11 protein-coding genes are annotated in these 13,483 nt (G+C 67.0%); 6 read left to right on the forward strand and 5 right to left on the reverse strand.

The window, feature by feature from the left end:
• Nucleotides 1-624: 624 nt before the first annotated feature.
• The gene (locus tag E1286_RS09030) at nucleotides 625-1,248 is read right to left on the reverse strand and encodes a TetR/AcrR family transcriptional regulator (RefSeq protein ID WP_165969657.1); all 624 of its coding nucleotides are present in this window, start codon (nucleotides 1,246-1,248) and stop codon (nucleotides 625-627) included.
• A 78-nt stretch (nucleotides 1,249-1,326) separates the two neighbouring features.
• Nucleotides 1,327-2,586, reverse strand: coding sequence for a glycosyltransferase (locus tag E1286_RS09035; RefSeq protein ID WP_165969658.1), 1,260 nt, complete (start codon nucleotides 2,584-2,586; stop codon nucleotides 1,327-1,329).
• A 131-nt stretch (nucleotides 2,587-2,717) separates the two neighbouring features.
• Here E1286_RS09035 and E1286_RS09040 point away from each other — a divergent pair, with 131 nt between their 5' ends.
• The 4 genes from E1286_RS09040 to E1286_RS09055 all read left to right on the forward strand — a co-directional run bounded on the left by E1286_RS09040 (nucleotide 2,718) and on the right by E1286_RS09055 (nucleotide 6,098).
• Nucleotides 2,718-4,193: a carboxylesterase/lipase family protein gene (locus tag E1286_RS09040; RefSeq protein ID WP_132610643.1), complete on the forward strand. Its 1,476-nt coding sequence runs from the start codon at nucleotides 2,718-2,720 to the stop codon at nucleotides 4,191-4,193.
• A 309-nt stretch (nucleotides 4,194-4,502) separates the two neighbouring features.
• On the forward strand, nucleotides 4,503-5,111 hold the full coding sequence (locus E1286_RS09045) for a F0F1 ATP synthase subunit B (protein ID WP_246074611.1): 609 nt from the start codon (nucleotides 4,503-4,505) through the stop codon (nucleotides 5,109-5,111).
• Nucleotides 5,112-5,427: 316 nt separating this feature from the next.
• The gene (locus E1286_RS09050; RefSeq protein WP_132610645.1) at nucleotides 5,428-5,688 is read left to right on the forward strand and encodes a CopG family transcriptional regulator; all 261 of its coding nucleotides are present in this window, start codon (nucleotides 5,428-5,430) and stop codon (nucleotides 5,686-5,688) included.
• Nucleotides 5,685-6,098, forward strand: coding sequence for a type II toxin-antitoxin system VapC family toxin (locus E1286_RS09055; protein WP_132610647.1), 414 nt, complete (start codon nucleotides 5,685-5,687; stop codon nucleotides 6,096-6,098). Before E1286_RS09050 ends, E1286_RS09055 begins: the two co-directional genes overlap by 4 nt.
• Before the next feature lie 305 nt (nucleotides 6,099-6,403).
• On the opposite strand, the gene E1286_RS09060 is transcribed toward E1286_RS09055, so the two are convergent.
• Together E1286_RS09060 and E1286_RS09070 are read right to left on the reverse strand one after the other, a co-directional pair.
• Nucleotides 6,404-8,776, reverse strand: a complete 2,373-nt coding sequence (locus E1286_RS09060; RefSeq protein ID WP_132610649.1) for a M28 family peptidase — start codon at nucleotides 8,774-8,776, stop codon at nucleotides 6,404-6,406.
• A gap of 761 nt (nucleotides 8,777-9,537) precedes the next feature.
• Entirely contained in the window at nucleotides 9,538-10,302 is a 765-nt protein-coding gene (locus E1286_RS09070) for a class I SAM-dependent methyltransferase (protein ID WP_132610651.1), read from the reverse strand.
• Nucleotides 10,303-10,711: 409 nt separating this feature from the next.
• Here E1286_RS09070 and E1286_RS09075 point away from each other — a divergent pair, with 409 nt between their 5' ends.
• On the forward strand, nucleotides 10,712-10,909 hold the full coding sequence (locus tag E1286_RS09075) for a hypothetical protein (protein ID WP_132610653.1): 198 nt from the start codon (nucleotides 10,712-10,714) through the stop codon (nucleotides 10,907-10,909).
• A 345-nt stretch (nucleotides 10,910-11,254) separates the two neighbouring features.
• On the opposite strand, the gene E1286_RS09080 is transcribed toward E1286_RS09075, so the two are convergent.
• A complete protein-coding gene (locus tag E1286_RS09080; RefSeq protein WP_132610655.1) occupies nucleotides 11,255-12,295 on the reverse strand; it encodes an SDR family oxidoreductase in 1,041 nt (346 codons plus the stop codon).
• 161 nt (nucleotides 12,296-12,456) lie between these two features.
• Here E1286_RS09080 and E1286_RS09085 point away from each other — a divergent pair, with 161 nt between their 5' ends.
• Complete coding sequence (locus tag E1286_RS09085; RefSeq protein ID WP_132610657.1) at nucleotides 12,457-13,341, forward strand: helix-turn-helix domain-containing protein; 885 nt, start codon at nucleotides 12,457-12,459, stop codon at nucleotides 13,339-13,341.
• Nucleotides 13,342-13,483 lie beyond the last annotated feature (142 nt).

Consider the following 13,483-nt stretch of genomic DNA (forward strand, 5'->3'; position numbering starts at 1 on the left):
TGGCGCTCCTCGTCCGGGTCTCACACCGCGGGCAGGCTGGGGCCGGCTGGCGGTGGTTCGGCTGAGCCTATGACCGGGCGGCCAACAGGTCATCGGTCACTTGTTGGAATCCCGCGTCGGCCGCTCCTACGCCTGTCGTAGGCCGTCGGCCGTGGCCGTGCCCGATCGGATGGTCGCGGCCCGTGGTCAGCCGGAGTGCCCCCGCCGGAGGCAAATGGTGTGCAAGGCCGTACAGCCCAGTGGACCGACGTGGCTGTCGGAGTTGATCGCTACTTTGGCAGCACCGTTCGAAGGACGGCAGGGAGCGTGGGCGCGTGGAGTTCGCCTATGACAATGTCGCTTGGATCGCCCATGGCTATGGGCTCCTTGGCATTTGGTGTCTGACCTTTGTTCGTGGGCTTGACGAGCCTGAGGCGCTTCGACGTGCCGGCGTGGAAGAGCGGAGTATCCGGCGGTTCTATGCCACAGCGGCCCTCAGCAGGCTTCGTAAGGCGTACGGGGCTTCGGGCTCGACATGAACCGCGACCTGGAGCGAGGACGGTATGGCCCGTCGGCGTGCATGGCGCCTACAGCTTGCTACTGCCGAAGCCGGCCCCGCCGTACCCACTGATCACCTACTGCGTGTCATCCGTTGGAAGTGCCTGGGGAGGGCTGGATGCGGCGTTCGACTGTTTCGGCGAGCTCGTGGCCGTAGGGACGGGGGTCGAAGCCGGGATCGCGGGTGAGACGTTCGGCGGCGGCGTCGATGGCGCCTCGGATGACCATTGCCAGGGTGTCGGGGTCGAAGTCGCTGAGTTTCGAGGCGTGTTGTTCTCGGGTGAGCAAGGCGGCCAGGTCGAGCGAGGCGAGTTCTTCCGGTACGGGGGCGGCGGTCGCCATGAGTTCCTTGAGGCGGCGGCGGTCGCGGCTGCGGTAGGTGGCCCCGAGTTCGATGACGGCCGCGATGTCCGAGGGGTTGTCGGCCAGGAAGTCGATGTTGGCACGGATGTAGGCGCGGATCCGGCCGATCGAGGTGGACTCGGCGGCGAGGGCGTTGGTGACGGCGTCGGCCAGCCGGGTGTGGATGTCGAAGGCCAGTGCCCCGACGAGAGCTTCCTTGTCGGGAAAGTAGTGCAGGATGGTGCCTTTGCTGGCTCCGATCCGCTCGGCGATGCGCGCCAGTGAGCTTTGCGCCCAGCCCAGCTCGACGATGGTGTCGATCGCGCCGCGGAGGATCTGGGCACGTCGGCCGCGTTCGGTGAAAGTCATGCTCTCGGTGTCCGGCTGCTTCCACATGAGTGTGCGTGGGTCCTTCCGATGAGGGGGCGGTGTGTGCAGGTGTCATCATCATGCAGTTGCCGCAGTGAGTTGCCGCACGGCGGCTTCCACGTGTGCGGCGCCGTCTTCGTTGCGAAGTCTGTCTGCGATCGCGGTGGCACGCCGGCGATGGGCGGGGGTGCCGACGGCGCGGACGATGGCGTCGGCGAGCCGAGGTCCGGAGAGCCGGCGGAGGGGGATGATGGTGGGGGCCGCTCCGAGGGTGACGAGTCGGCGCGCCCAGAAGGGCTGGTCATGTGCGACCGGCACCGGTACAGCGGGAACCCCGGCTCGTAGTCCTGCTGCCGTGGTTCCTGCTCCTGCGTGGTGTACGACTGCGGCGACCTGTGGGAACAGCCAGGAGTGAGGTACGTGGTCGATGACCAGCGCGTTGGGTGAATCGACGTCGATCCGGGCCCAACCGCGCTGCACGATGACGCGGTGCCCGGTGCGGACGATCATCTCGGTGACGACCTTGGCGATCACCGGGACCGGGACGTGCCGCATGCTGCCGAATCCGAGAAAGACCGGGGGCGGCCCATCGGCGAGGAACTCCACCAGCTCGGCAGGCGGGTCCCACGACCGGCCCGGGGTGGGAGGCCACCAGTAACCGGCGATGTCGACGGCCTTGGGCCAGTCCGTTGGCCGGGGCACGACTGCAGGGCTGAACCCGTACAGCACGGGCAGTTCCTCGATCGCATAGCCGGCTCGCCGGCGCGGAGAGCCGGCCGGTGGCAGGCCGAGGGAGTCACGGAGATCGGCGACCAGTGGAGCGAACATGCGTGTCGCGAATCGGCCGAACACCTCAGCCGATACGCGGTTCATCCACGGGCCGAGATCGCGCCCTCCCAACGGCAGTGGACCATGTTCCCGGGTCGGCGTCGCAGGCTGCAGCGGAAGCACCAGAAGGGGAACACCGCGAGCCTCTGCGATCGGCCCGGCCAGCAGCAGCGTCGACATCGAACAGGCCACCACGTCAGCGTCGGCGGCGGCTTCGACCATCACAGGCAGCTGGGCTCGCATGGCCTCCACGCCGAGCCCGAGCAGCGCGGCGGCGCCGACAGCACCGCCCTTGTTCGCACGCTGTGCACGCTCGGACTCCAGCAGCGTCGAGTGATCCTCGCTCGGCAGCGGCGTGAAGTCGATCTCCGCGTCGACGGCGGGACTCTCGTACGTGCTCAGTGCGGCCAGTCGTACCGCATGCCCGGCGGTGCGCAGCTGCTGCCCAAGCCCCGCATACGGGGCGACATCGCCGTAACTGCCATTGGTGATGAGCGCGACTCGCCCCATTGCCCTCTCCCGCATACCGACTAGACATGTCTTTGACCATCTGGTCAAATCTTAGACTAGTCGGAATGTCGGCAGGTTCTCGACGGCCGCGCAGAACGATCGGCCGGTCTTGACCGAGGAAGGAGATGCGGATGGGCGTGACCGTCCGGACAAGATGCGGTGCAGTACGAGGTGTCACAGAGAACGGCGTCACAGCGTTCCGGGGCATCCCCTACGCCGCGCCGTTGCACGGACCCCTGCGGTTCCAGGCACCGGCCCAGCCATCGCCGTGGGAGGGCGTGCGGGATGCGCGGACCTTCGGAGCGTCTGTTCCTCAGCCGGAGCATCCTCAGGCGCCTGCGGCCGGGGCTGATCCGGAGTGCCTCACCCTCAACATCTGGACCCCACATCCCGGGGACGGCGGCCTGCCGGTCATGGTGTGGTTCCACGGCGGCTTGTTCGTGGCCGGATCCGCGACCAGCCCCGACTTCGACGGAACCGCCCTGGCCTGCGACGGGGTCGTGCTGGTGACAGTGAACTACCGCGTCGGTTACGAGGGCTTCGGCTGGGTGAAGGACGCGCCCTGCAACCGCGGCGTGCTCGACCAGATCGCCGCGCTGCGCTGGGTGCAGGACAACATCGCTGCGTTCGGCGGGAACCCGGACTCGGTCACAGTGTTCGGCCAGTCCGCCGGGGCGACCTCGATAGCCGCGCTGGTCGCGGCCGAGACAACGAGCGGCCTGCTCCACCGGGCGATCGCCCAGAGTCCCGGCAACGTGTTCGTCCCCCTTGAAGAGGCACGCACCGTTTCGGGGATGATCACCGGCGAGCTCGGCATCGACCCGACGGCCGAGGCGTTGGCGGCCGTACCGCCGAAGGCCATCCACGCCGTGCAGTGGAACCCGGTGGTGGTCATGTCCGCGGAGCCGGGCGCCTGGACTCATCCGCACAGCCCGTACGCATTCATCCTGGACGGTGAGCTGCTCGATGAGCGCCCTTGGGCGGCGATGCGCCGAACCGGGACAGGGCGGTCGATCGATCTGATCTGCGGCTCCACAGCCGAGGAGGCCCGCTTCTTCACCGTGGGTCAGGATCCGGCTGAGGCAGATCCTGTCCGAGCCGCCCAAAGCGTGGGCTTGGACGCCGCCAAGGTGCAGGACTATCGGCGGACCCGCCCTGGCATCACCGATGCCGACCTGACCATGTTGATGGTCTCCGACGCGATGTTCCGGATGCCCGCACGCTGGTGTGCGCAGGCCCACGCCGGCATCGGAGGACGCACCTACCTCTACGAGTTCGCCTGGGCAGGGAACCCCGCCCTGGGCGCCTGCCATGGCCTCGACGTGCCGTTCACCTTCGGGGTCTCGACCGGCCCGCTGAGTGCGGACCTCTTCGGGGCGGCGGTGCCCAGTGAGTTCGAGATTCTGTCCGCCGCGATGCGCGACGCCTGGGTTTCGTTCGCCGCCACCGGGGATCCAGGCTGGCCCCGCTATCAGCGCGACGACTGGCCGGCCCGCATCTGGGCCACCCCGCCCAAGGTGCGCACAGACCCGACGGCGACCTGTGCGGCGATCTGGGAACAACACGGCCGCCACACGGCCGCCACCGAAGAGAAACCCGCCAAATGAGCACGGCCGTAGGTTCTGGACCTTCAGGAAGACAAGTCCCATGAACCGGGCCGCGTTCCCCAGCGCTCCGCATCCTCAGCTTCGTTGGATATTCCGCGATCGGCGATTCCACCGGCAAATGTGTTGGATGCTCGGCCGACGCTGCGACTGCCGTGGATCCAGGCTCACGCACATCCGTGGAACGCGGGTCAAGTGTTCAATACTGCCGACGAATAGGTTGAACCCAGCCAATCTCCGACGCATTACTGCCAAATATTGAGCGGCTCCAGGCCAGCCCCTTCGCTCGCTGTCTCTTCGAAAAAACTGTGCATGGATGTAGACGGCGTGATCGTAACGCTATCCACCTGGATGTACGTCGGCAATTCCCTGCGCGTGGGGCCTGTGACAACCCTGCTGACGAAAGGTCCATTCGTGAACCCACTCCTGCCGGACAACTATTACGAGCCCCTTGTCGGACTTGCCACATTCCTCATCACTCTGTTCATCATCGACAAACTGCTCGTACCGCGCTTCCAGAAGACGCTGGCCGAGCGGGCCGACGCGATTGACGGCGGAATCATGAGGGCAGAGGAGGCCCAAGCCGAGGCCCGGATTCTGCAGCGGCAATACCACGAGCAGCTGGAAGAGGCGCGGCGCGGCGCGGCGCTGCTGCGGGAGGAGGCCCGCGAGCAGGGCGCGCAGATCAGGGCCGAGCTCCGCGCGCAGGCGCAGGCCGAGGCTCGCCACCTCATCGAGACGGCGCACGCCCAGATCGAGGCCGACAGACAGGCGGCGTTCGCCCAAATCCGCACGGAGATCGGCCGTCTGTCGACCGACCTGGCGGACCGCATCATCGGGGAGTCATTGGAGGAGGACGTACGGCGTACCGGCATCGTGGAGCGATTCTTGGACGAGCTGGAGAACCGAACGGTCTCGTGAGGTAACGGGCCGACGGCCGGCCAAGATCTCGCCACGTGATCATTCGTAGCAAGCCGGTCCCGAGTGACCGTGATTGCCCCCTCGTCCTCCCTCTTAACGGCCCACTGATGGCCCGGCGACAGCCCGCGACCTGGTGTTTCTCGCGCAACGCGCGTACCCCCGCCGCCTGATCACCCCGTCCGCCGTCATCCCGCCCCCGAAGAGGAAGCAAGGAGAGCGCTTAACTCTCGCCGATGTGCAACCACCGACGGCGGCCCTCCCAACGTTAACAAGGCAGCCGGGATGCTGCCGGAGGATAAGTGGTAGGATAAAGGGCATGAGTGAGCCTACTGGAAAGTATTCGATCACCATGCCGCGTGACATCGCCGAGGCCGCCCGATCCCGGAGCGGCCCTTCCGGCCTGTCCGCCTACGTCGCCGCCGCCGTCGCCCGCCAGATCGAGCGCGACAACCTCAGTGAACTCATCCAGGTAGCCGAGGCCGAGCATGGCCCCATCACCGACGACGAGGTCCAGGCACTGCGCGACCAACTCCACCAGGCCCGGCAGGGACAGGCCAATGGCGGGGCGGCTGCGTGACCCGTACTCCCGCTACTCCCGGCGGCACCCTTGTCCTCGACAGCGAGGGACTGGCCAAGGCCGTCCTGCGCGACCGTACGGTCACCGCATGGCTTGCTCTCGCCCGTGCCGACGACCTCCGCGTCATCACCTCTGCCGCCACCCTCGTCGAGGTGGTCCACCCTCGCATCAACCGGCCGGCTCTGGAGTGGACGTTGTCCCGCCTTGTCATCGAACCGGTTACCGAACCAATCGCCCGCCACGCCGCCACACTCTTGTCCAACGCCGGCCTGCACGGGCACACGTACGCCATCGATGCCATGCTCAGCGCCACCGCCCTCGCCGCCCCAGGCCCCGTCACGGTCCTCACCTCCGACCCCGAGGACCTCGCCGGACTGTGTGGTGCACGCGTCACTGTCATCAAGATTTGAGTTATGTCCCGTCCTGCTGGTTCCAACAGGGTGATCACGACCCTGATGACACGCAGAGATCAACAGCATCAGGAAACATCAAAGCCCAGGTTCCGAATCCATCGGTCTACCTGGGCTTTCACTATGAGAGCGGGTGACGGGAATCGAACCCGCGCTGTCAGCTTGGGAACTGCACCGATCACGATCCCTGTAGCAGGGGATTGCTGGTCGCAGGGGAAGTCGGTGAGGTCGCAAGTCGTGACTTCTTCCTCATCAGGACCGTGCACGTCGTGATCACGTGATCGCTATCTGCCAGATAACAAGAGCTATCCCGCGAGCTTGCCCGAGCTGGACGGCAAGCGTTCCGGGATCTGAGAGTTCCTGGCCAGGGTGTAGCTGCGGGTGACCGCGATGAGGCCGCCGTCCTCCCTGGTGGCCGCGACCAGGTTGGGAGGTCTGGAGACGAAGCCCGGCACCGCACTGAGCCCGTCGGTCTCAGCGATGGCGGTGAGGCGAATCCGGTCCTTTTCCGGTATGCGCACGGTGATCTGGACTCCCCGGGCGGGGACGCCGCGGAAGCGGATCTCCGAGGGCCAGGTGCCGACTCGTGTGCCGGTGACGGGCACGCTCGCCGACCCGAACCGGCCGGCCGATGCGGTGGCGTGGGTGATCGGCTGGTCGAGCCGTAGCGTCACCGAGCGCGTGCCCTTCCCAACGGTCACGTGCAGTTTGAGCGTGTCCCCGCTGTGGGCCAGGACGGCGACTCGCGGACCGCCGACGGCGATCACCGGTGCGGGACCGGTCCACAGCGTGCCCCGTGCGTACCCGGCGGGCAGCGCGGAGGTGTCGTGGCCGGACACGTACTGCCTGGTCCACTGCGCCGGGTCCGCGTCGGCGCTGACCCAGTGGGCGGTGCGGGTGTCGGCGTCCATGACGTACGCCAGATGCGTGCGCTGCGGCCGGCCGGCGTCGAAGTCGTCCACCACGAGCCCGGCAGCGACCAGCCCCGCCGCGAGGAGAAGGGCCGTCAAAGGTACTGCGAGGACGGCGGCACGTTTCGGCCGGGTGGCGAGATCGGGCAGGAACAGCTCCGCGATCGGCACGACGATCAGCCCGAACAAGGCCAGCACCAGCGCGCTCACCCCGCCGAGCGCCAGCCCCATCCCGTCGAAGACGTTCCCGGCCAGGGACGGCAGCAGCATGGCGGCCGTGACCGGGCCCAGCATCGCCACGACCGTCCGCGCCCAGGCAGGCGTGCGGAGCAGGACTGCGGCCAGCCAGCCGAGCGCGCCCATCAGCGCCGGCAGAGCGAACAGGAAAGACGCCCCGGGAGCGACCTGGGCGCACAGCACGCCCAGCCCGGCGACCCAGATCAGCGCCCCGACCGCCAGCGCCGCCGGGCCCAGCCTGCGCCGCAGCACCAGGTACCAGCCGAGGACCGCCAGCGCGCACAGGACCGCGATCGCCGCCTGGTACGGACGCGGGCGGTGCAGCAGCCCGCCCATCAGGTCGTAGGCCGGCCGCCAGGACACCAGCAGTTCCCACAAACCCTGCGCCAAGGCGGCCGACACCACCAACGGCACCACGGCCGAGACCGTCGCCGCGATCAGCCGGGGCAGGCTCAGCAACCGCCTGACGCGCGCCAGTAGCACCAGACCCGCCACCGCGACGACGGCCAGCACCGCCAGCGGCCAGACGAGCTGACCGGGATACGTGATCATGGTGCCGAGCGCGCGGAAGTAGGTGACGTCGTGATCGGAGGCCAGCGTCCGCAGGTCCGCTCCGCCGAGGGCGCGCGCCAGCGCCAGCATGTTGCTGCCGTGGTGTTGCAGGCTGCCCCGGTTGAGGTTGGCGATGGAGTCGCCCGCGGTGTGATACAGCGAGGAACGCTGGATGTAGGCGAAGTTCATGCCGGTGAAGCCGGCCTTGGTCAGCGGGGTGAAGTCGGTGTTGTTGGGCAGCAGCCGATACAGCTCCACCATGGCGGAGTGGCCGCGCGGGGCGGGGACGGCGCCTGTGAATGTCTCGACCAGGCGGGCGTTGTTCGCGGAGGTCTCGAACATCAGCGAGGGGCCGCTGACCCCGCGCGCCTCCCAGTTCAGCAGCACGCCGCCGGCCTTGCCCAGGCGGTGCTCACGGACGAAGGCCTCGGCGCCGAGCACGCCGTCCTCCTCACCGTCCGACATGAGCAGCACGATGTCGTTACGCAGGCCGGGACCGGCGCGCAGCGCCCGGACGGTCTCGATCATCGCGGCCACCGCGGCGCCGTCGTCGGAGGCGCCCGGTCCCATGGCCGCGGAGTCGTAGTGCGCGGCGATGAGCACGGTGCCGGTCGAGCCCGTTCCCTGCAACCGGCCCACGATGTTGTCGACCTGGCCGAACGTCGCCAGCCCCGCCGCGGACCGGGCGCCGACCGAACGTTGGATCTCGACCTGAAGCCCTGCCGCGCGCAGTTGCCCGGCCAGGTAGTCCCGGGCCCGGTCGCTGGCCGGGCTGCCGATGGGCCGTGGTTCGGCGGCGAACTCCTTCAGGTGAACCAGCGCGCGCTCGGCGCTGAACTGGTCGTCCGGGGCGGTGGCCGACAGGGGTTGCATGGTGCTGTCGGCCATGGCGGACAACATGATCACAGCGGCCAGGGTGAGCAGGGCCGCCAGCCCGGCCAGTATCCGCCGGGGGACGTCCAAGAACTTTCCGATCATGGCCAGGAACGGTAGGCCGAGCCGCTTACCCGGCGGAATGAGGCGCCCGACCGATTGCACCTGTGGTTTTCCGCACTCCTGAAACGGCCATGCGCCTCATTCCAGACCCACCATGATCATTCATAGCCTTTGAGGCATGACGGATTGGCTGATCGAACTGATGGAGATCCTCGGAGCGCCGGGTGCGGGTCTGGCGATCGCGCTGGAAATCTCTTCCCGCCCCTGTCCAGCGAGGTGATCCTGCCGCTGGCCGGCTTCACCTCCTCCAGAGGCGAGTTGAACCTGCTGTACGTTCTGGCCTGGACCATTCGTTAGTCGCACGGAAGATCGAGAATAGCCCTAGAAGCGATCAAAGCCAGGTCAGAAATCCATCCCTGACCTGGCTTTTCGTAGTGAGAGCAGGTGACGGGAATCGAACCCGCGCTGTCAGCTTGGGAAGTCTTTCAAAATCATGCGCTCTGATCTGGGGAAAACGCTGACCTGGGCGTACGTGAGTTGAGTGCCACCGAGTCCCCGTGACTCCCCGCTGACCGCCGTCCGAACGGGCACGCAACGGGCACGCGGCCTTCTGGTCCGTGGGTCTCCGATCACCGGTAGGGGTCCAGATGGGCGGCTGCTCCAACGAGGGCGTCTCAGGCGTAGTGAGCACGGGACAGATGTACACGACCGACCCGCTCGGCAAGGTGTGACTGAGCGTTTCAGTTGGCGGGAATCGCCCACTGAAACGCTCAGTCACCGCAATTGATCGTTACGAGGCGCCGTTAACCGGCTTCGAGAACGAAGAACAGGAAGCACAGGAACCTCGGGCCGGTGATCTCGCGGAACTCCTCAGGAAACACCTCGCGGGCTTCCGGCACAAACGGCGGTTCGCTGATGACGCTGATGCGAAAGTCAGCCGCGGTGAAGGCCTCGGTCATCGCGTGCAGCGGCCGGTCCCAGAAGCTCATCTGGGCGGTCTGCCCGCCCATGGTCCATTCTTCGTTCCGGCTACGGATCTCGAAGTACTTGGGCTTTTCCCCGGCCAGGCGCAGCATGAGGGTGCTCATGAATGGATGATCGACCGAGACGAGGAGTCTGCCGCCAGGCCTCAGCACGCGTCGCAGCTCGGCCAGTGTCGGTCCCCAGTCTTCCAGGTAGTGCAGCACCAGGGACGCGATGACGTCGTCGAACGCGTCGTCGGGGAAGGGCAGGGGGCGGGCAAGGTCGGCGACCCGCAGATCCGCGTCGGTGCCCAGGCGTCGTCGGGCCATCTCCAGCATCCCGGCGCTCGCGTCGACGCCGGTCACGATGGCGCCTCGATCGCGCAGCGCGGAGAACAGGGGACCCGAGCCGCAGCCGGCGTCGAGGATGCGCCTTCCGGTCACATCCCCGGCGAGATCCAGCATCGCGGGCCGTTCGTAGTACGCGTTGAGGAGGCTGGTCTCGTTCTCAGTCGTGTACCCTTCGGCGATCCTGTCGTAGTCGTTGAATCGCGACGAAGGTGCGGCCTCAACATGCTTCTTGGGCATAGCAGACATGCGGGCCATTGTGGTCCATCGGTCACGGGCGGCGGAGGCGTACGGCCTGGTTGCCGTGATTGAGCGCTTCGATTGGCGAAATCGCCACGCTGTTTAGTAATGGTCTGCTTACGTTGCGCTGAAGTCGATCACCCTTCTAACAAGCACGCAACAGGCACGACGCCAGAGCCTCCACCCAAACCGCATGAGCAGCTCGGATCTTGGCCGTACAGATCCGTTCAACCTGGATCAAACAGGCCCGTCCGGTCTGCCTGGAACAGAGCAGGACGGCGCTGGATTGCAACTAGCTCTGCAACTAGGTAGCAGCTGCGTGGGCGGCACGACCCCGATGACGCGCAGGCTCTGACGAGCGGCCTCTCCTCGCGCTTCGTGAGCATGTCGCCCCGGGCCACGACGAAAGGCCTACAGTTTACAGCGCGTGACCGTTCCTATCGATTCCATGCTTCTGACCTGCGGCGCCATCTGGTTAGGCCGGTACAACCAGAAAGATCTGATCTACCAGCATGCGGTCAGAGGAGCCGACGAGGCGATCACCAACGCCATCGATCGGCAACTCGAAGCACGCGATGATGACGACGACAAGGGCACGGCGGGCGCACTGGTCCCAGCAGGCTGATCAAGAGCTAATGGCCCGTCAATGGCCCGCGAAGATCGAACCAGGCAGGAAACAACTAAGGCCCGGGTCGGAATTCATGTCCCCATCTGGGCCTTCACACTGAGAGCGGGTGACGGGAATCGAACCCGCGCTGTCAGCTTGGGAACTCTTTCAAGATCATGGCCTCTGAACAGGGGAAACGCCGAACTGGGCAGATTTTGGCCGAGTGACTGTGAGTACCCGTGACTCCCCGTCGGCCACCCTACGAACGGGCACGCAACGGGCACACGGCAATGAACAAGGGGGCCACCTACTTGGCCGCCTTGTCGTACTCAAATCATCCGCGACCGCGGCCGATGAGGTGACTCAGTTCTTGACGAGCGACTTCGCGATCATGCTTTCGGCGGAGGCGATGATAGCGTCCTCCGACTTGCGCGGCTGCCAGCCCAGCACGCGGCGGGCCTTCTCATTCGAGACCTTCTTGACGTAGTTGAGATCAGCCGCGACGGAGCGGAACTCCGGCGAGAACAGGGCGGCGATCCGCACGACAACGTTCGGGATGGTCCGGGTCGGCACCCGCCTGGCGGCGTCACCGAGATGTGCCTTCAGGGTCGCCCCGATCTGCTTCATCGCGATCGCGGGCCCGCCGGTGATGAGGAATCGCTGCCCTGCGGCGCCGGGAACCGTCATAGCCGCCACGTGGGCACTTGCCACGTCACGCACGTCGACGATCGGGACCCACATGTTCGGGTAGCCCGGCATCTGCCCGTCAAGGCTTCGCTGCACGATGTGGTTCGCGCCGGAGATCTCCTTGCCCATCACGGGCCCCATGACTGCGACGGGCAGGATCGTGGTGAGCTCCATCGAACCGCCTTCGGCCGACATGAAATCCCATGCGGCGCGCTCGGCGAGGATCTTGCTCTTGCCGTAAGCGTCCACGCCCGGTCCGTCGAGGACGGACCAGTCGTCCTCGGTGAAGGTGTGGTCGGTGTGGGGGTGACCGAAGCCGACGGCGTGGAATGCTGAGGTGAGCACGACCCGCTTGACGCCAGCGCCGCGGGCGGCTCGCAACACGTGCAGAGTGCCGTTACGAGCGGGGACGATGACGTCATCCTCGTTCTTGACGTTCTCGGTGTGCACAGGAGAAGCGACATGCAGCACGAAGTCGCACCCGCTGACGGCTTCGGCCCATCCCGTGCCGCTCGTGAGATCGGCTGCGACGAAGCTCAGAGCGTCGCCGTTCACCATGCCGGCGTCAGCGAGCACGGCCCGCACTGCGCTTTCACGCTTCAGTGACCGCACAGTCGTGCGCACGAGGTAGCCCTGCTCGAGGAGTTGGAGAATGCAGTGGCCGGCGATGAAACCGGACCCGCCGGTGACGAGGACGCGCTGCTTGTTTGTGATCATTTGCTCGCTCCGATGATCGTTGGGATGGTCAGGCGGCTTCGCGACATGTCAGCGCCGTCGACAACGATCCGGCTGGCGACCAAGCCGAGCCAGAGCCCCTGCGAGCCAGGGGTCTGACAGGGCCCCCACACGGGCGTCCCTCGCGGCCTACCGTGTGGATTATGACCGAGGAGCCGAACCTGCTGGGCGCCTTCCTCCGCGCTCGCCGTGAGCTCGTCACCCCCGAAGAGGCGGGCGTGCCCGTCCTGGGCGTGCGGCGCGTACCGGGCCTGCGCCGCGAGGAAGTTGCCATGCTGGCCGGCATCAGCGCCGACTACTACCTGCGCCTGGAACGTGGTCGCGACCGCAACCCGTCGTTGCAGGTCCTCGAATCTCTCGCCCGCGTTCTGCGCCTCGACGACGACACGAGGGCGTACCTGCTCGGCCTCGCCGCCGAAAAGCCCCGCCGCCAGCAGCGCCAGCGGAGGGAGACCGTCCCGCCCAGCACTGCCAAGTTTGTGGCGATGCTCCCCGTGCCCGCGTTCGTCGAGGGGCGCTACCTCGACGTCCTCGCCGCCAATCCGCTGGCCACGGCCCTCTCGCCGCGCCTCGTCGCGGGTGCCAACCGGCTGCGGGACGTGTTCCTCGACCCCGGCGAGCAGGCTCTCTTCCCCGACTGGGAGGGAGCCGCCGCCGGGCTGGTCGCCGGCTTCCGCGAGGCAGTCGGCACCGACACCCACGATCCGCGCGTCATCGAACTCGTCGGCGAGCTCTCCCTGGCCAGTCCGCTCTTCCGGCAGCTGTGGGCCCGCCACGACGTGCGGCCCCGGGCCGGCGCGGCAGTGCCCTTCAACCACCCCCAGGTGGGCGAAATAACTCTTAACAGGGAGAAACTTCTCATCGCCGGGACGGAGGGCATCATGCTCGTCGTCTATCACCCCGATCCCGGCACGGACGACGCGGACAAACTGGCGATCCTCGGCTCCGCAATGCTGACCCCCGTGGTCCCCCACATCCCGGCCGCGGCCAACAGGCACGACACGCAGAACGGTGAAAGCTCTGCCTGAACCCGCGCTCTGCATCCGTCCAGGTCTCCAAAGACGAGGGGGCAAGCGCCGACCATGCACTCAGCCATCGCCTTGCGGGCGCGCTCCACATCGCGTGGCTGCCTATCTCGCGTCTTGTAGAAGGCGGTCAGCAGCACCGCCC

Source organism: Nonomuraea terrae (assembly GCF_004348995.1).
Taxonomy (GTDB): Bacteria; Actinomycetota; Actinomycetes; order Streptosporangiales; family Streptosporangiaceae; genus Nonomuraea; species Nonomuraea terrae.